Origin of the sequence: Polynucleobacter hallstattensis (assembly GCF_018881835.1) — a bacterium.
Taxonomy (GTDB): domain Bacteria; phylum Pseudomonadota; class Gammaproteobacteria; order Burkholderiales; family Burkholderiaceae; genus Polynucleobacter; species Polynucleobacter hallstattensis.
Genome location: NZ_JACVPO010000001.1, coordinates 852900 through 868661 on the forward strand (window position 1 = coordinate 852900; position 15762 = coordinate 868661).

The window sequence follows — 15762 nt, forward strand, 5'->3', positions numbered from 1 at the left end:
CCCTTTTTTATTATTAACCGATAAATTGACAAAAGTCCAAAAACCTCATTTTTAGGGGTTTAGTAAAGACCCAGTAAAGACCCTATTTTTTCTAAAAATGGCGCTTTAAATGCCTTTAAATGAGGGTTTTGGCCATTTTGGCAGCTCCTCGAGAATGTCTTTTGGAGATTGAGCTAGTTTGGCGCCTTGCTGAAGTAGTTGATGGCAGCCCCTAGAAAGTGGGTTGTGTATTGACCCAGGAATCGCAAAAATCTCGCGACCAAGTTCACAGCCCAACCTAGCCGTAATGAGCGAACCAGAACGCTCGGCCGCCTCAATCACGAGTATTCCCAGGGATAAGGCCGCAATAATGCGGTTCCTGCGGGGGAAGTGCCAAGCCTTTGGCCCCAGCCCTGGAGCTAGCTCAGACACCAAGAGCCCACCGTTGGCGATGGCTTGAGCCAGGCCCAGATGCTCTCGCGGATACACGATATCTAGCCCGCTACCGCACACCGCTACGGTTCGATACCCTTGATTTGACTTGAGAGCACCTCGGTGAGCCGCCCCATCGACACCCCGAGCCAGCCCGGAAATAATGAGATAGCCCTCTGCAGATAGGGCTTGCGCAAAACTGTAGGCATTCCTAATTCCTTCAGGGCTGGCGGCACGTGACCCTACGATGGCAATCATAGGTAAATTTAACAAGCGAATATCCCCGTATATATAGAGTGAATCGGGCGGGTCGGATAAATCCAAGAGGCGGGCTGGGTAGTCGGGGGTATTTCGATGAATTTGGATGATGTTGGGTTTTTTGCTTGTGCGCATATGGCAATTTTCGGCATGGGGCTACAAAGAACTATCGGGACAGTCTGATTACTCTGTTGGATAATTCCGATATGGCTTTATTAACCGTCCTTTGTTATCCAGACCCACGCCTACATAAGGTTGCCAAACCCGTAGCGCTGGTGGATGCACGCATCAAAAAAATTGTGGCCGATATGGCCGAGACAATGTACGAAGCCCCCGGAGTTGGTTTAGCCGCAACCCAGGTGGACGTTCATGAGCGCATTGTGGTGATTGACGTTTCTGACAATCAAGATCAATTAATGGTGTTCATTAATCCTGAGTTGATTTGGGCAAGTCCAGAAAAAAAATCTTGGCGCGAGGGTTGCCTCTCTGTACCTGAATATTATGATGAGGTAGATCGCCCAGCAGTCATCCGAGTCAAGGCGCTCGATATCAACGGCAAAGAATTTGAAGTAGAGGCAGACGGCTTGCTATCAGTTTGTTTGCAGCACGAGATGGATCACTTGCAAGGCAAGGTATTTGTTGAGTATCTCTCTATGTTGAAGCGCAACCGTATTTCCCTCAAAATGAAAAAGCGCGCAAAAGAATTAGTAGGCGAGCGCTAAGCGCCCAATGAAAATTGTTTTTGCTGGCACCCCGGAGTTTGCTGCACAAGCAATGCGTGCAATAGAAAAATCTGGCCATCAAATTGTGCTAGCGCTAACTCAGCCAGATCGCCGAGCAGGACGCGGTATGCATCTTCAAGCGAGCCCTGTAAAAGAATTTGCACAAGAGAAAGATATTCCGGTTCTGCAACCTGAAACGCTCAAGCAGAACCATACGGACGTGCAAAAAAAAATAGCAGCGCAAGAGGCCTTTCAATATTTATCTGATATTGAATTTGATGCAATGGTAGTTGTTGCTTATGGATTAATTCTTCCCCAGGCTATTCTTGATCTTGCTTCCCAGAGCGGGAGGCATGGTTGCTTTAATATTCACGCCTCTGTGCTGCCAAGGTGGCGCGGTGCAGCGCCGATACAGCGTGCCATAGAAAGCGGTGATGCTGATACAGGTGTCAGCATCATGCAAATGGATGCGGGCCTCGACACCGGCGACACCGTGCTGGTGGGCGATCTAAAAATTACACCTCAAGAAACTAGCGCATCACTTCATGAGCATTTGGCAACCCTCGGGGCCAAGTTGATTGTCAAGACTCTCAATGATTTAGATGAAGGTATTGCCATCTCAAGAACTCCACAACCTATAGAGGGAGTTACTTATGCAGAAAAAATATTAAAGAGTGAGGCAGAAATTGATTGGCATTTAAGTGCGATAGAAATTGATCGACGCATTCGAGCGTTCAATCCATTTCCTGGAGCAACCAGCAGTTTGAATGGCGAGCAATTGAAGTTTTGGAATTCTTGTTTGCCTAGCAAGGAGCAAATACATCTAGATGCCATCCCAGGACAGGTCTTAGACTTTAGTGGAGGTGGTGTGTATGTTCAGTGCGGAGAAGGCATCATTGAAATATTAGAAATGCAAAAGCCTGGCGGAAAAAAAATTGCAGCCAGCGCTTGTTTACAAAGCTATCGTGCGCAGGAAAAAATAATGCAGTTTAAGAAAGATTAATTTGACCGATCAAAAAACACCGCGCAGTCTTCCGCTATCAGAGGCAATCACCATTTCGGCGCAAGCAATTGGTGAGGTGATGGTAGGTCGATCGCTGACCGAAGTGTTAGATCAGTTAGATGCCCATGAGCGACCGATTGTTCAAAGTCTCACGTTTGATGCTTTGCGTAAATGGGTGAGATCACATGAATTCATTCAACAATTTATTCCAAAGACGCCCCCACCAGAAGTAGAGTACTTATTAAGTGTTGCGATTGCTTTGTTTTTGCAGAGTGGATCCGATGGCAAGGGTTATGCAGCGCATACAATCGTTGACCAAGCTGTAAAAGCTTGTAGTGAATATGAGCCGACAACGTATGCCAAGGGCCTCGTGAATGCAGTGCTTCGTAAGGTGAGCCTTGCGGTCCAGGCTGAGAATGAAAAGCCTTACCCTCCAGATCCCATTCACATGTTTTTCCCACCCTGGTGGCGAGCTAGTTTGAAGCGAAACTATTCAAAGGCTTGGCAAGCCATGCTGATTCAGCAGGCTCAGCGGGCGCCCTTGATTTTGCGGGTGAATGTTCAACAACATACGCGCAAAGAATATCAAGAGTTATTGCATCAAGCTGGTATCGCAGCCGAACCTATTGATAGTGTTGCTGGAGTGACATTGGATTCTGCTTTGTTATTACGCGAGGCGGTGCCAGTTTCAGACTTACCCGGCTTTTATGGTGGCGCAGTTTCTGTTCAAGATGCAGGAGCACAAATTGCGGCTGTATTGCTGGATCCAAAACCGGGTGAGCGCATATTGGATGCCTGTGCTGCACCGGGAGGAAAAACTGCTCACTTACTAGAGTTGGCGCAGTGCGAGATGATCGCCCTGGAGTTGGATGGTGAGCGCCTCGGAAAAATTGGCGGCAATCTAGATCGTTTGCGTCTGCATTCCGATGCCGTTCGTGTGGTGCGCGGCGATGCTTCAAAGGCAGCATGGTGGGATGGCAAGTTATTTGACAAAATTCTTTTGGATGCGCCTTGCTCTGCATCGGGCATTGTTGTAAGACACCCTGACATTCCGTTTTTGCGGCGTGAGGCTGATATTAAGGCACTGCAACTTAGACAACGTGCTATTTTGGAGCAAGCCTGGAAGATCCTGAAGATTGGCGGCACACTTTTGTATGTGACTTGCTCTGTGTTCCCAGAGGAGGGCGAAGAGCAGGCGACATGGTTTGCTGTAGAGCATACTGATGTATTACGATTGAGCGCACCCGGGCAAATTTTGCCAGCTGAGCTAAATGACGGTTTTTACTATGCTTTGTTTAAGAAAAATGGGCCATGAGTCAAGGCATTAAAAAATTCACTCTTTGTGTTTTGATGTCCTTGATCCTTTTGCCAGTCGCTGCAAGTGCGGAGGGAATCAAGCTCAAAACTGCTGATCTGGAGCGGGTAGATAACGATTGGCTTCTGAATGCCACATTTAAGATTGAGTTAACGCCGGGCTTAGAAGATGCTGTTCAAAAAGGTATTGTTTTATATTTTCAAACTGAGTTTGAGTTAACGCGCTCGCGTTGGTACTGGTTTGATGAAAAGCCCGTACTTGCTCAACGATCAACCCGCCTTTCTTATCAGCCAATGACTCGGCAATACCGTATTGCCTCTGAAGGTTTTACCTTTTCTGCAAACACGATATTTGAGGCTTTGCAGGCCGTGGGAAGTATTGGGGGCTGGAGGGTAATCGATGGTGGCCAGCTTGATTCGAGTAAGTCTTACACTGCAGCGTTAAGAATGAGCTTAGATCTAGGCAAGTTACCCAAGCCATTCCAGGTAAATGCGCTCAATAATCGCGATTGGAATGTCACAAGTGACTGGGCGCGCTTTCCGTTTTCATCAAATGGCCCTAACTTGATTAAACGATGAAGATATCTTTAGACTTCATAGGGTCAAATGCGTTTGAGAAAGATGCTTGGAAAAGGCGTGCATTGCCCACGGCTATGGTATTGATTGGCGCCTTTGCGCTCTTATTGTTGGCACTCTTATCAACCGCAACATCCAATACTGAGTTTTTTGATAACTACTTTATTTGGCTTTATGCAGCCAACGTGGTTATTGGAATTTGTCTGACCCTAGTCATTTTGATCCTAGTGATTGTGATTGCGATTCGTTGGCGTAAAGGACGTTTTGGAACGCGCCTAGTGGCAAAGTTGGCAATGATTTTTGCTTTAGTTGGTGTTGTTCCGGGATTAATTTTGTACGGAGTTTCTTTACAGTTCGTATCCCGTAGTATTGAAACCTGGTTCGATGTTCAGGTGGAGTCGGCACTAGATGCGGGCCTTGAATTAGGGCGCGTTACCTTGCGAGTCGCCCAAGAAGAAATTCTGGCAGAGGGAAATTATATTGCCGAGCAAATAGTCGCAGTGCCCTCGGGCACCAGTTCAGAGCAGGTTGCCGCCATAGTAATGAAAGCCAGGAGCCAATTTGGCATTCAAGAGGTTAGCCTATTTAAAATTGGGCGCAGCCTAATATTGACGAGCGAGTCACGCCCCAACAAATATTTTCCCGCACCAAGTCCTGAGGTGATTGCAGACGCCTTTAGAAAGAAGGGCGCCACCTTTATAGATCAAATTGAGGTAGAAGGTGGTCAACGCGGCTATCGAGTCAGAGCGATTGTGCCGATTGTTCGTAAAAAGCAGGCTACCGGTAAAGATGTAGACGATAAATATTTTTTACAGCTAGTGCGATTTATTCCTGATCCATTGGCTAAGAATATTGTTGCGGTTGAGTCTGCCTATGGGGACTATCAAGAGAAGTCATTGGGCCGGACCGGTTTACGAAAAATGTTTGTGGGTACGCTCACCTTAACCTTGTTCTTTGCATTATTTGTTGCTGTTACTTTGGCCTTAATTTTGGGTCGTCAGTTGGCTCGGCCCCTACTGATGCTTTTAAAAGGAACGCAGGCTGTTGCCCAAGGCGATTTATCGCCTAAGCCCGAGCTAGATACGGGTGATGAGTTAGGAATGTTGACGCGCCAATTTAATGTGATGACCCGTCAGCTTGCTGACACCAGAACGTCCTTACAAGAATCCAAATCATTTTTGGAAACAGTGTTGGGTAATTTAACTGCCGGTGTTTGTATCTTCGATAAAAACTTCAATATGGTTTCTAGCAATGCCGGCGCTGATCGTATCTTTGGACAAGATTTAACGCAAATGGATGGGCGCCCTTTGAGTGATAGCTCTAGTCTTGTCGAGTTTGATCAAGCCATTCAAGAGGGATTTGCCACCATGAAACTGGCTGTTGGCGTAGAGAGTGGTCAAACAGCAAAAGATAAAAATACATCAGCACCAGTATGGCAAAAACAGATACAGCTGCATAGTACAAATGAGTTTGAAAATGAGCTTGGCGTTACTTTATTTATTCGTGGAACTGAATTGACGGCAGATTTGCGCATGGTGGTGTTTGATGACATCACTGACGTAGTGAGTGCGCAGCGCTCCATTGCTTGGAGTGAGGTGGCAAGACGTTTAGCTCATGAGATTAAGAACCCACTCACCCCCATACAGCTCTCAGCAGAGAGATTGCAGCATAAGTTGGCAGGTAAGTTGAGTCCTGAGCAGGAGGAGATGATGAATCGCAGTACAGAAACCATCATTGGTCAGGTGCAGGCTATGAAACAAATGGTGAATGACTTCAGAGACTTCGCCAAGACGCCAAGTCCGCAACTGAGGCCTGTTTCGATCAATACTTTGACGCAAGAGATTCTTGGCTTGTATGAGGGAAGCCCCATAAGGACTCAGCTTGATCCACGCTCCCCAAATATTATGGGTGACCCTACGCAACTCAGACAGATTATTCATAATCTTCTGCAAAATGCACAAGATGCTACTCTTGAGGGTATACATCAATCTGAGCCAGTTGAAATAAAAACAGAATTAGTGCCCTATGGCGAATTGAATGGTATGCCGCAAAATGCGGTGCGTTTAACAATAAGTGATAGTGGTTCAGGTTTTCCAGCTAAGATATTGGCAAGAGCCTTTGAACCCTATGTAACAACGAAGAGTAAGGGCACTGGATTGGGGTTGGCGGTGGTGAAGAAAATCGTAGATGATCACGGCGCCAAAATCGAAGTTCGGAATCGCATGCAGGCAGATGAGGTGATCGGTGCGCAAGTATCAATTTTGTTTATGAATCTGGCAAAAGAGGCAGCATAAGAATGGCAAGTATTTTGGTGGTCGACGATGAGATGGGAATTCGTGAGCTTCTTAATGAGATTCTGACGGATGAGGGCCACACAGTGTATGCGGCTGAGAGTGCTATGCAGGCACGTACGATTCGCGAACAAATGCGACCAGACCTTGTTTTGCTTGATATTTGGATGCCAGATGTTGACGGTATCAGTTTGTTAAAAGAGTGGTCTAAAACTGGGCAGCTCACCATGCCTGTAGTGATGATGTCAGGACATGCCACGATTGATACGGCTGTTGAAGCTACGCGTATAGGCGCACTCAATTTCTTAGAAAAGCCAATTGCACTCCAAAAGTTACTCAAGACGGTTAGTAAGGCCTTAGAAAGCTCGCCAAAGCATGTTGAGCTCGCCGAAGAAAAAATGTCTTCAGCACCTTCATCAAGTCCAAGCCCTAAAGCCGTAGTCAGTGAGCAAGCCTCACAAGTTCAGGGCGGCGAGTACATCAGTGGGATTGCAAAAACCTATTTTGATTTACCGCTTCGTGAGGCTAGAGATTTATTCGAAAAAGCGTACTTCGAGCATCAAATGATCATCATGGGTGGCAGCATGACCAAAATTTCTGAATATACTGGTCTAGAGCGTACTCATCTATATCGCAAGCTAAAAGCTTTAGGAATCGATACTTCACGCAATAAAGCTGAGCAATAAGGTATCTTCCCATCAGTTGCTGTTAATGATTCTGAGGCGACGGATAATAGCGCCCATATTATTTCGGAATTATTCCCATGGAAATAAAGGTTAATTTTCTCGATAAGCTACGCCTTGAAGCCAAGTTCGATGACTTCACGGTGATTGCTGATCAGCCCATCCGCTACAAGGGTGACGGTTCAGCCCCTGGACCTTTTGATTATTTCTTAGCTTCCTCAGCCTTATGTGCGGCTTATTTTGTGAAGCTGTATTGTGATACGCGCAATATCTCGACAGAGCATATTCGCCTTTCTCAAAATAATATTGTCGATCCAGAAAATCGTTACCAACAGATTTTCAAAATTCAAGTTGAGCTGCCCGAAGATATTTCTGCCAACGATCGGCAAGGTATTTTGCGCTCCATCGAGCGCTGCACAGTGAAGAAGGTGGTGCAAGCAGGTCCAGAGTTTGTGATTGAAGAGGTTAAAAACTTAGATGCCGATGCTCAAACTTTATTGGCTTTAAAGCCAGATTCAAATTTGAGCACTTACATTGCTGGAAAGGATTTACCGCTAGAGCAAACTATTGCCAATATGTCTGGTGTGTTGGCTAATTTAGGAATTAAGATTGAGATCGCTTCGTGGCGCAATTTAATCCCGAATGTATGGTCTTTGCATATTCGCGATGCACACTCACCAATGTGCTTTACCAATGGCAAGGGTTCTACAAAAGAAAGTGCTCTTGCTTCAGCCTTAGGCGAGTATATCGAGCGACTGAGTAATAACCATTTTTACGCGGGCGCTTACTGGGGTGAAGAGATTGCTAATGGCGCTTTTGTCCACTATCCGAATGAGCGCTGGTTTAAGCCTGGCCCTAAAGATACCCTACCTAAAGAAATACTTGATGAGTATTGCCTCAATATTTTTAACGCTGATGGCGAGTTGCGCGGTTCACATTTAATTGACACTAATTCTGGTAATAGCGAGCGCGGGATTTGTTCCTTGCCATATGCGCGTCAGTCCGATGGCAAGACGGTGTATTTTCCATCGAACCTGATTGAAAACCTCTACGTCAGTAATGGGATGAGTGCTGGTAATACGCTGGCTGAAGCCCAAGTGCAATGCTTATCTGAGATATTTGAGCGAGCTGTTAAACGTGAAATTCTTGAGCGTGAAATTGCTTTGCCGGATGTTCCGCAGGAGGTGCTTGCAAAGTACCCCAGCATCTTGGCGGGTATTCAGAGTCTTGAGGAGCAGGGCTTTCCAGTGCTAGTAAAGGATGCTTCACTGGGTGGTAAATATCCAGTCATGTGCGTTACCTTGATGAACCCAAGAACAGGCGGAGTATTTGCTTCATTCGGCGCACATCCAAGTTTAGAGGTCGCATTGGAGCGGAGCTTGACGGAGCTTCTTCAGGGGCGCAGCTTGGAGGGCCTTAATGATTTACCCCCGCCCACTTTTGCAAGTGAAGCAGTCACTGAGCCAAATAACTTTGTTGAGCACTTTATTGATTCGAGTGGCATCGTCTCTTGGCGTTTCTTTAGCACAAGACCAGATTACGATTTTGTTGAGTGGGATTTTTCTGGCAAAGGTGAAAACTCGAATGAAGAAGAAGTAGCCACCTTGTTCGGCATTCTTCAGTCTATTGGCAAAGAAGCTTACGTGGCGACCTATGACCAGCTAGGAGCAATCGCGTGTCGAATCTTAGTGCCTGGCTATTCTGAGGTTTATCCAATTGAAGACCTTGTTTGGGACAATACCAATAAAGCCTTGCTGTTCCGCGCTGATATTTTGAATATATCTAATTTGGATGATGTCAGCTTAGGCGCACTGCTTGATCGCTTAGAAAATAATGAGCTAGACGAGTACGGCGATATTGCCACCCTGATTGGTATTGAGTTTGATGAAAATACGCCCTGGGGTCAGCTAACAGTGTTGGAGTTGAAGTTACTCATTCATCTTGCTTTGAAGCAATTTGACGAGGCTCATGAGCTTGTTGGCGCTTTCCTCCAATACAACGACAATACAGTCGAGCGTAAATTGTTTTATCAGGCCTTAAATGCAGTGTTAGAGACGGTGCTAGATGACGATTTAGAGCTTGGGAACTACATCGTTAACTTTCGCCGGATGTTTGGTAACGAGAGAATGGATGCCGTAGTCGGTTCCGTAGATGGAGCCATCCGCTTCTATGGCTTGACCCCCACCAGCATGAAGCTAGAGAGCCTCGATAGGCATCAGCGCTTGATTGACAGCTATAGAAAAATACATGCTGCTAGAGCAAAAATGCCAAGCGCGGCTAATTAGGAGTTAGGTATTGATAGCACCTCTAAATCCAATCAATCAACAATCTATGGCGCCCCGTGAACTTTCAGAGCCAGAATGCAATCATGATTTTCGGAATCCGCCTAAAAGTGAAACTAGCGCCACTAGAAGAAGAGCTCCAAGCAAACGAGAAATTATGGAAGAATTAAATCGTGCAAGATTCCCGTGGGAGGAGTAGCCCCATTATTCAGTACACAAGCACTCATTTTGTAGCGGGGCTGACAAAGAAATAATGCGAGTTTCGATTTTGACTCTAATGATCTCCTGATGACCCAAGATATAAAAGAAATTGCAATTATTGGGGATGGCTTTGCTGCCGCAGTCGCATTGATTCATCTCTTACGCAGGGGGATGCATTATTCAAAAATTGTATTAATCGGTCCAGGAGTGTTGGGCAAGGGGAATGCATACACTTGCATTAGCCCTTTTTTTCGCCTTAATGTTCGCGAGGATCTTCCATCCATTTTTTCTGAGGACCCATTGCATTTTGCAAGATGGGCTGCAGTGCATATAGATGACCCTGAAGCACAAACGGATGCGGGCTATTTTTATCGGCGCTATGATTTCGGCCGCTATATTTCTGAGCTTGTGACCAAAGAACTTGGCTCAGATCAGATCAATCATATTGATGCAAAAGTAAGCAATCTATATAAGGCTAATGAGCATTGGTGTCTTGAGACAGATAAGCTCAAGACGATTGTTGCGCAGCGGGTCATTATTGCAACTGGTAACCCGCCACCCATCTGGCCTTGCGACGTTCAAAATATTCAGACTGCTATGAGCCCCATGCAGCTCATTGAGAGTCCTTGGGTGGGTCAGGACCTCGGCAGCATTCATGCTCACGAAGAAATTATTTTGCTTGGCGGAGGCTTAACCGCACTAGATGCAATTAATGCGCTTGTAGGTCAAGGGCATCAAGGAATGATTAAAGTTATTGGCCCAAGAGCAGTCTTCCCGCCGACGCAGGCGTGCTGGAAGAGAGCGGGCCAACCCGATTGGCCAAAAAATTTAACCCCAACTAAATTGGTTCGCTTTATTCGTAACTACCTTCCATCCGCACCAACGGATAGCGTGGTCTGGCAAAGCGCATGGGAAGAACTTAGACCAAATTTAAATATGATTTGGCAGCAATTTTCTAATTTCCAGCGCCGAATTCTTTTTAAGCGGCTCGGCTGGCTTTGGTCTTTATATCGCTTTAGGGCTTCACCCCAAACAATTAAGGCCTATAGAAAGCTAGAGGCTAATAAGCAGATTCAATTTGTATTGGGGCGCGCCAAACGAATTGAGGTGGCGAAAACAGTGATGGTAGTTTTAGGCGATGGCTCTAGGGTAGCGGGAGATCGAATATTAAATTGCACCGGTGTTGGGCGCGACCCCTTACTTAGTAAGTTAATTGCCGATCAAATTGCAAGACCCGATGCCCTTGGAAAATCAATTGCTGTATCTGGCGACTATAAAGTTTCCAAATCATCGGGCGGGGAGTGGAATGATTTATGGATGATTGGGCCTGCAACTATGGGTAGTCTAGGTGATGTGATAGCTGCAAGCTCAATTGCCAAACAAGCGGAGCAGTTATCGATTCAAATAACATCTAAGCAATAGACGGGCACCATAAAGAGCAACTTCAGTCTCCTGCCTTATCCCCATTCACCCGCCGTAGGGGGACGCCCCCATAGGATTTCTCTGCTAGTGAAGCAGGATAAGCGCAGTTTGAACGTTTTCCGAGCTAAAACACAGTTTCATTTATAATTCCATCTCTTGGCCTGGTAGCTCAGTCGGTAGAGCAGAGGATTGAAAATCCTTGTGTCGGTGGTTCGATTCCGCCCCGGGCCACCAAACTCAAATAATGCCCTGCTCCGTGCGGGGCATTTTCTTTTGGTCGGGTGGATGAGATGGCCACTTGACAAAGCGTACGCTTTTACGTACTATATTGAAAAGGAGTGAAATCATGACCACATTAACCGCAAGTGAAGCTCGAGCAGGTCTCTACCGTTTAATTGATCAAGCGGCAGAGTCACACAAGCCAGTAGTCATTTCTGGTAAGCGAGCAAATGCTGTTTTAGTCTCTGAAGAAGATTGGAGCGCTATTCAGGAGACACTTTATCTATTAGCAATTCCAGGAATGCGTGAGTCAATTAAAGAGTCAATGGCTGAGCCCATTACTAAAAGTAAAAGGGCATTGAAGTGGTAACTTGGAATTTAGCTTATTCCAAATATGCCATTAAGGATGCTAAAAAACTATCTGCCGCAGGCCTTAAAGGTAAAGCCCAGGCTTTATTGGATATTTTAGAAGTAGACCCTCTCCAAAATCCGCCGCCTTATGAGAAGTTGGTTGGTGATCTAAAGGGGACTTACTCACGCAGAATTAATATTCAACATCGCTTAGTTTATGAAATTTTGCGCAAGGAGAAAACGATCCGTGTTTTAAGGATGTGGACTCACTACGAATGAAGTGGGCATTAGCCTAAAGCAGAGTCAGGCATCCTCAGCCCTGGTCGATTCCGCCCCGGGCCACCAAGAATCTATAGTGGCACCAAAGTAGCGGACGGTGACACCACCATAGCCCAGCGTGGCTATCTTTCTGAGAGCTCTAAATCTAGGTTCAGGATGCCAAATCCTGATTGACTGCTCGGACTACTCCTCAATTTCATCAAAAGCACCAAGACAGATTTGTAAGGCTATGTTGAGGCAATGCTCGGCTACTTTAAGATTTGCAGGATCTTCAAGACCAGTTAGATCCTTAGCAATACCACTTCCATCAAATGTAAATGACGCTATTACTTTTGGAAGATCATCAAAATAATCATCTGTTACAAAAGCTGTTACCAACCCCAAGTAGGATCCTGCATCATCAGACTCTATGTCAAAACTAAAGATGATTTCTTGCCCGGCTATCAAGATAATAAATTCATTTAGCTCGGTTAAGTCAGAAACTTCAATATTCCAATCTTGATACTGCTCGGTCTCTAATTGAGTTTCAAGATGGGAATGAAATTCACTAAAAATTTCTTGCAAAACAGCATAGTGTCCAGTTAGGGAAGTTACATTTGTAGCGGTTGTATGTAGATCTTTGAGATTCATATTGCCCCCTTAGCTATTGAATGGATGCTACAAACACAAGTTACATCTTTAATATGGCAATGAAGTGACGATTTGGGAAGATGTTGCTGAAAGCGTTGTCCTTTAAAAGGACAATTGCGTGACAGGGATCTCTCATCCCTGTAGCGGTCAAGTGTCGCTTAAATCGACGCTCATCCAGGGTCGATGATTGTAATGTCGTTTAAAACGACAAAACTTACAACATAGATAGTTGACCAGTAATTTTGGCGCCTCTTTCAATGTCAATATCTTTATAAAAGATATTGCCAGAAATGGTCGAGCTTGCTCTAACAACGAGCAATTCATGAACGAGAAGATCATCCTTTACATGCCCAGCTATATCCGCTATCTGACAATCGACCTTGCCCTCAATTTTGCCTGTGCTTCCGACAATTAATGATCGAACTTTCAAATCCCCATTAATGACTCCTGAGACCAAAGCTGTTTTGGGAACTTCCAGGGTTCCGTTTAGAACCACGCCCTCCCCAACGACTAGGTCATTGCTGTTAAAGGAGGCTTGATTTTGAGTGATTGGTAATGTAGCCATAGGTATGTTTTGTAACAGCTTATTTTCTGTCTCTGTTGGTTGAGTGGGGGAGGGGTCTTTAAAAAACACTAAATTTGTTCCTAGGTAATAAATGATTCACAAATTCAACATAACATATATAAATTACAGCCTTAGTAATAAATAATGCTAAAGAAAAAACTGAAGATAGATCAACGCATCATAGGAGGGGTGTTAAGAACTGCCCGAGAGGGGCGGGGTTTGAGCCATGAAGAACTTGCAGAGGTTGTCTGTCTTAGAAAGTGGCATATCAAAGAGTTAGAAGAGTCAGACACTTTTTTTACCTTTTACACAATGGTAATTAAGATACACGCGGCCAAAAGAGTTGGGAAGTATTTAAATTTAGAAGAGTCTGACTATCTAGAAACAAAGACCTTACCAAGCTAAGTGTTCGCTTACTTTACTATTTTCTGCACCAAAACAAGCCCCCAATATCTAAATAGTCTTCAATCAGGCATATAGTTGCATTTAGATTGTGATCGTAAGCAGGAGACAAAGATGTTTGAATCTTATAAATCAACCAATCATCATCTTACCTTTACCAATGAGATCGGTGCGGGCTCTACTGTCCATGGCAGTCTTGAGGGTAATGGTAACGTTTGTTTAGCTGGGCACCTTATTGGCGATATTACTGAGGCGGCTGATAGTCATGCTACGCTTTATATTGATAAGATTGGAGTATTAACGGGTGACTTGAACTACAGCAATTTAATTGTTGCTGGAACAGTAAAAGGATCAATCACTGTTACTGAAAAAATGACGGTTTATCCCACAGCGATCATTGAGGGAAATATTCGCTATAAAACTTTAGATATTCATCCGGATGCTAGAGTTAATGGATTGTTGTCTTGTGAGGGTTTAGATGAGGCTCAAATCAACAGTTCGGATGTAATCAACTTTGGGCTTACTAAAAAGTTGGCTAGATAATCACTTCCAATGAATTAAATATTTCAAGAACTGTCCCTTAAAAGGACGGATCAATTAAAGATCTTTGTGCTGGTCCTGCGTCCATTTAAGCGACGCTTACCTAGGGTCAGTGCTTGGCGTGTCGTTTTAAACGACCAATTTAAATGCTTGGATAGGTTAATTCATAGTAGAGTAAAAACTCAGGAGGATCCTATGAAATTTCTGATATTCATGACCTTTATATTGGGCGCAACATGGTCCATGGCCGATGACAGGATCTCAGATAAGGAAATTAAAACGAGCTTGATCCAACAGTCGATCCAAGAGTATGGAAAGTCCTGCCCATGCCCCTATAGCATATCGCCCAGCGGTGGTCAGTGCGGCCTCAATAGCGCTTACTCAAAAACCGGCAGGCTCGCTCTTCTTTGCTATCCCTCTAATGTCACCAACAAAATGGTCAAAGACTATCGGGATAAAAATGGCCTGTAACAGTGGCAAGTTTTAGGATTCAAAATGGCACAGATTGTGCATAGTAATAAATGAGTCAATCCTTTAGAGGAGCGCTTATGTCAAATACCGATTCTTTATGGCTATTTTTAATACTGTGCTGTTTTGCTCTAGCGATACAGGCAAATTAGACTGGTACTTTTTGCCGCTTAAGTAGGATTTTTAGCCGCATTAATCTGCGCACGGTCGGCTATTAACTTTTTCGTCAATGGCGATTCGACCTAGGCCATCTAAGTCTGACTCATCGACTTCTATACTTTGATCTTTAATAGCGTTAGCACCTATTAAATGCTCGATATATTCTAAAGTTGCATAGTAAGGGGGCATATGAGCGTGGTTAGCCGCTTGATCACTCCCATACCGATAACGATAGACCAATAGCTTCATATCAAACGAATTAATCATCACCCCAGTCTGCATAGTCTTCATCTGGAATATGATTCATTTCATTAATTTTTCGTTTGGTTAAGTGTTGCCAGATTAATCGCTCTTGCACCAATTCATTGCTTTGCAGTTCAAAGTATTTGTCCGGAAGACTATCTTCTTCGATCTCTAGTTGTTTATGGTTCATAGCTTACTCCTTTCGACAAAATCAAAATTGGTTGCCAATAAATTGCTTGGGTCACGCTGTATCGAGACAGGACCATGGGGTGCCCAAACAACTCATCAGCAGAAATTTAGTCTGCTCCAAAATGAAGGGGCTGTCTAATAAATTTTTAAATTTTTTATCTGGTGAAAATCTATTGCATTGCATCCAAAATTTAATGTAATGAGTAATTACTTACTTTTTAAATGAATTTATTGTTAACAATTGCTAAAGGGGTGAATAGAGATTAAATTAAATCTAGGTGAGTTAAATGCTGGAGGAATTGCTATGGAAATAAAAACTGCCAAGAACGAGCCATATCCCGTAGAAGTCATCAAAGATCAGATTTACTATTGGTGTACTTGTGGACTGAGTGAGAACCAACCCTTTTGTGATGCATCACACCAAAGAACGGATATGACGCCGTTGGAATTTATTGCCACAGAGACCATGACTGTCTATTTCTGTGGATGCAAGCAATCAGCTAATGCGCCGCTATGTGATGGCACCCACTTCTCCCTCTAGGTATTGACAATCT

19 protein-coding genes and 1 tRNA gene are annotated in these 15762 nt (G+C 44.6%); 15 read left to right on the forward strand and 5 right to left on the reverse strand.

What is annotated here, in order from left to right:
• Positions 1–105: 105 nt before the first annotated feature.
• Positions 106–804, reverse strand: a complete 699-nt coding sequence (gene dprA, locus ICN26_RS04490; protein WP_216267186.1) for a DNA-processing protein DprA — start codon at positions 802–804, stop codon at positions 106–108.
• 71 nt (positions 805–875) lie between these two features.
• On the opposite strand from dprA, the gene def reads away from it, so the two are divergent.
• From def to ICN26_RS04545, 11 genes are all read left to right on the forward strand, one after another.
• A complete protein-coding gene (gene def / locus ICN26_RS04495; protein WP_216267188.1) occupies positions 876–1391 on the forward strand; it encodes a peptide deformylase in 516 nt (171 codons plus the stop codon).
• Between the two features lie 7 nt (positions 1392–1398).
• Positions 1399–2394 (forward strand): methionyl-tRNA formyltransferase, encoded by a 996-nt coding sequence (fmt, locus tag ICN26_RS04500; RefSeq protein WP_216267190.1) that lies wholly within the window; start codon positions 1399–1401, stop codon positions 2392–2394.
• Position 2395: 1 nt separating this feature from the next.
• Positions 2396–3709 (forward strand): 16S rRNA (cytosine(967)-C(5))-methyltransferase RsmB, encoded by a 1314-nt coding sequence (rsmB, locus tag ICN26_RS04505; RefSeq protein ID WP_216267192.1) that lies wholly within the window; start codon positions 2396–2398, stop codon positions 3707–3709.
• Positions 3706–4287, forward strand: a complete 582-nt coding sequence (locus tag ICN26_RS04510; protein ID WP_255534375.1) for a DUF4390 domain-containing protein — start codon at positions 3706–3708, stop codon at positions 4285–4287. The genes rsmB and ICN26_RS04510 overlap by 4 nt, the downstream gene beginning before the upstream one ends.
• Complete coding sequence (locus ICN26_RS04515; protein ID WP_216267194.1) at positions 4284–6578, forward strand: sensor histidine kinase; 2295 nt, start codon at positions 4284–4286, stop codon at positions 6576–6578. The genes ICN26_RS04510 and ICN26_RS04515 overlap by 4 nt, the downstream gene beginning before the upstream one ends.
• A gap of 2 nt (positions 6579–6580) precedes the next feature.
• A complete protein-coding gene (locus ICN26_RS04520; protein WP_216267197.1) occupies positions 6581–7261 on the forward strand; it encodes a response regulator in 681 nt (226 codons plus the stop codon).
• 77 nt (positions 7262–7338) lie between these two features.
• On the forward strand, positions 7339–9543 hold the full coding sequence (locus ICN26_RS04525) for an OsmC domain/YcaO domain-containing protein (RefSeq protein WP_216267199.1): 2205 nt from the start codon (positions 7339–7341) through the stop codon (positions 9541–9543).
• A gap of 285 nt (positions 9544–9828) precedes the next feature.
• On the forward strand, positions 9829–11163 hold the full coding sequence (locus tag ICN26_RS04530) for an FAD/NAD(P)-binding protein (protein WP_216267200.1): 1335 nt from the start codon (positions 9829–9831) through the stop codon (positions 11161–11163).
• A gap of 158 nt (positions 11164–11321) precedes the next feature.
• Positions 11322–11397 (forward strand) — tRNA-Phe (locus ICN26_RS04535).
• A 112-nt stretch (positions 11398–11509) separates the two neighbouring features.
• Positions 11510–11752 (forward strand): type II toxin-antitoxin system Phd/YefM family antitoxin, encoded by a 243-nt coding sequence (locus ICN26_RS04540; protein ID WP_072584031.1) that lies wholly within the window; start codon positions 11510–11512, stop codon positions 11750–11752.
• On the forward strand, positions 11746–12012 hold the full coding sequence (locus ICN26_RS04545) for a Txe/YoeB family addiction module toxin (RefSeq protein ID WP_216267202.1): 267 nt from the start codon (positions 11746–11748) through the stop codon (positions 12010–12012). The genes ICN26_RS04540 and ICN26_RS04545 overlap by 7 nt, the downstream gene beginning before the upstream one ends.
• Before the next feature lie 183 nt (positions 12013–12195).
• Here ICN26_RS04545 and ICN26_RS04550 read toward each other — a convergent pair whose 3' ends face one another.
• A complete protein-coding gene (locus ICN26_RS04550; RefSeq protein ID WP_088525549.1) occupies positions 12196–12642 on the reverse strand; it encodes a hypothetical protein in 447 nt (148 codons plus the stop codon).
• A 214-nt stretch (positions 12643–12856) separates the two neighbouring features.
• Complete coding sequence (locus ICN26_RS04555; RefSeq protein WP_215355270.1) at positions 12857–13207, reverse strand: bactofilin family protein; 351 nt, start codon at positions 13205–13207, stop codon at positions 12857–12859.
• A 144-nt stretch (positions 13208–13351) separates the two neighbouring features.
• On the opposite strand from ICN26_RS04555, the gene ICN26_RS04560 reads away from it, so the two are divergent.
• The 3 genes from ICN26_RS04560 (at position 13352) to ICN26_RS04570 (ending at position 14620) form a co-directional block, all read left to right on the forward strand.
• Positions 13352–13612 carry a helix-turn-helix domain-containing protein gene (locus ICN26_RS04560; protein WP_215355268.1) on the forward strand — a complete coding sequence of 87 codons (261 nt, stop codon included), beginning with the start codon at positions 13352–13354 and terminating at the stop codon, positions 13610–13612.
• Between the two features lie 111 nt (positions 13613–13723).
• Positions 13724–14152 carry a bactofilin family protein gene (locus tag ICN26_RS04565; RefSeq protein ID WP_215355266.1) on the forward strand — a complete coding sequence of 143 codons (429 nt, stop codon included), beginning with the start codon at positions 13724–13726 and terminating at the stop codon, positions 14150–14152.
• Positions 14153–14344: 192 nt separating this feature from the next.
• Positions 14345–14620 carry a hypothetical protein gene (locus ICN26_RS04570; RefSeq protein WP_216267205.1) on the forward strand — a complete coding sequence of 92 codons (276 nt, stop codon included), beginning with the start codon at positions 14345–14347 and terminating at the stop codon, positions 14618–14620.
• A gap of 189 nt (positions 14621–14809) precedes the next feature.
• Here the strand turns inward: ICN26_RS04570 and ICN26_RS04575 are convergent, their stop codons facing one another.
• Together ICN26_RS04575 and ICN26_RS04580 are read right to left on the reverse strand one after the other, a co-directional pair.
• Entirely contained in the window at positions 14810–15043 is a 234-nt protein-coding gene (locus tag ICN26_RS04575; protein WP_216267207.1) for a hypothetical protein, read from the reverse strand.
• On the reverse strand, positions 15036–15209 hold the full coding sequence (locus ICN26_RS04580; protein ID WP_216267209.1) for a hypothetical protein: 174 nt from the start codon (positions 15207–15209) through the stop codon (positions 15036–15038). The genes ICN26_RS04575 and ICN26_RS04580 overlap by 8 nt, the downstream gene beginning before the upstream one ends.
• A 303-nt stretch (positions 15210–15512) precedes the next feature.
• Here ICN26_RS04580 and ICN26_RS04585 point away from each other — a divergent pair, with 303 nt between their 5' ends.
• Positions 15513–15749, forward strand: a complete 237-nt coding sequence (locus ICN26_RS04585) for a CDGSH iron-sulfur domain-containing protein (RefSeq protein WP_215345464.1) — start codon at positions 15513–15515, stop codon at positions 15747–15749.
• The last annotated feature ends 13 nt before the right edge of the window (positions 15750–15762 follow it).

Bases quoted from the DNA above. Each gene is read 5' to 3' on its own strand.
- ICN26_RS04575 (WP_216267207.1), bottom strand. From the start codon at position 15,043: ATGATTAATTCGTTTGATATGAAGCTATTGGTCTATCGTTATCGGTAT.
- ICN26_RS04515 (WP_216267194.1), top strand. From the start codon at position 4,284: ATGAAGATATCTTTAGACTTCATAGGGTCAAATGCGTTTGAGAAAGAT.
- ICN26_RS04585 (WP_215345464.1), top strand. From the start codon at position 15,513: ATGGAAATAAAAACTGCCAAGAACGAGCCATATCCCGTAGAAGTCATC.
- ICN26_RS04570 (WP_216267205.1), top strand. From the start codon at position 14,345: ATGAAATTTCTGATATTCATGACCTTTATATTGGGCGCAACATGGTCC.
- ICN26_RS04510 (WP_255534375.1), top strand. From the start codon at position 3,706: ATGAGTCAAGGCATTAAAAAATTCACTCTTTGTGTTTTGATGTCCTTG.
- def (WP_216267188.1), top strand. From the start codon at position 876: ATGGCTTTATTAACCGTCCTTTGTTATCCAGACCCACGCCTACATAAG.
- ICN26_RS04520 (WP_216267197.1), top strand. From the start codon at position 6,581: ATGGCAAGTATTTTGGTGGTCGACGATGAGATGGGAATTCGTGAGCTT.
- dprA (WP_216267186.1), bottom strand. From the start codon at position 804: ATGCGCACAAGCAAAAAACCCAACATCATCCAAATTCATCGAAATACC.
- fmt (WP_216267190.1), top strand. From the start codon at position 1,399: ATGAAAATTGTTTTTGCTGGCACCCCGGAGTTTGCTGCACAAGCAATG.
- ICN26_RS04560 (WP_215355268.1), top strand. From the start codon at position 13,352: ATGCTAAAGAAAAAACTGAAGATAGATCAACGCATCATAGGAGGGGTG.
- ICN26_RS04550 (WP_088525549.1), bottom strand. From the start codon at position 12,642: ATGAATCTCAAAGATCTACATACAACCGCTACAAATGTAACTTCCCTA.
- ICN26_RS04530 (WP_216267200.1), top strand. From the start codon at position 9,829: ATGACCCAAGATATAAAAGAAATTGCAATTATTGGGGATGGCTTTGCT.
- ICN26_RS04580 (WP_216267209.1), bottom strand. From the start codon at position 15,209: ATGAACCATAAACAACTAGAGATCGAAGAAGATAGTCTTCCGGACAAA.
- ICN26_RS04540 (WP_072584031.1), top strand. From the start codon at position 11,510: ATGACCACATTAACCGCAAGTGAAGCTCGAGCAGGTCTCTACCGTTTA.
- ICN26_RS04565 (WP_215355266.1), top strand. From the start codon at position 13,724: ATGTTTGAATCTTATAAATCAACCAATCATCATCTTACCTTTACCAAT.
- ICN26_RS04555 (WP_215355270.1), bottom strand. From the start codon at position 13,207: ATGGCTACATTACCAATCACTCAAAATCAAGCCTCCTTTAACAGCAAT.
- ICN26_RS04525 (WP_216267199.1), top strand. From the start codon at position 7,339: ATGGAAATAAAGGTTAATTTTCTCGATAAGCTACGCCTTGAAGCCAAG.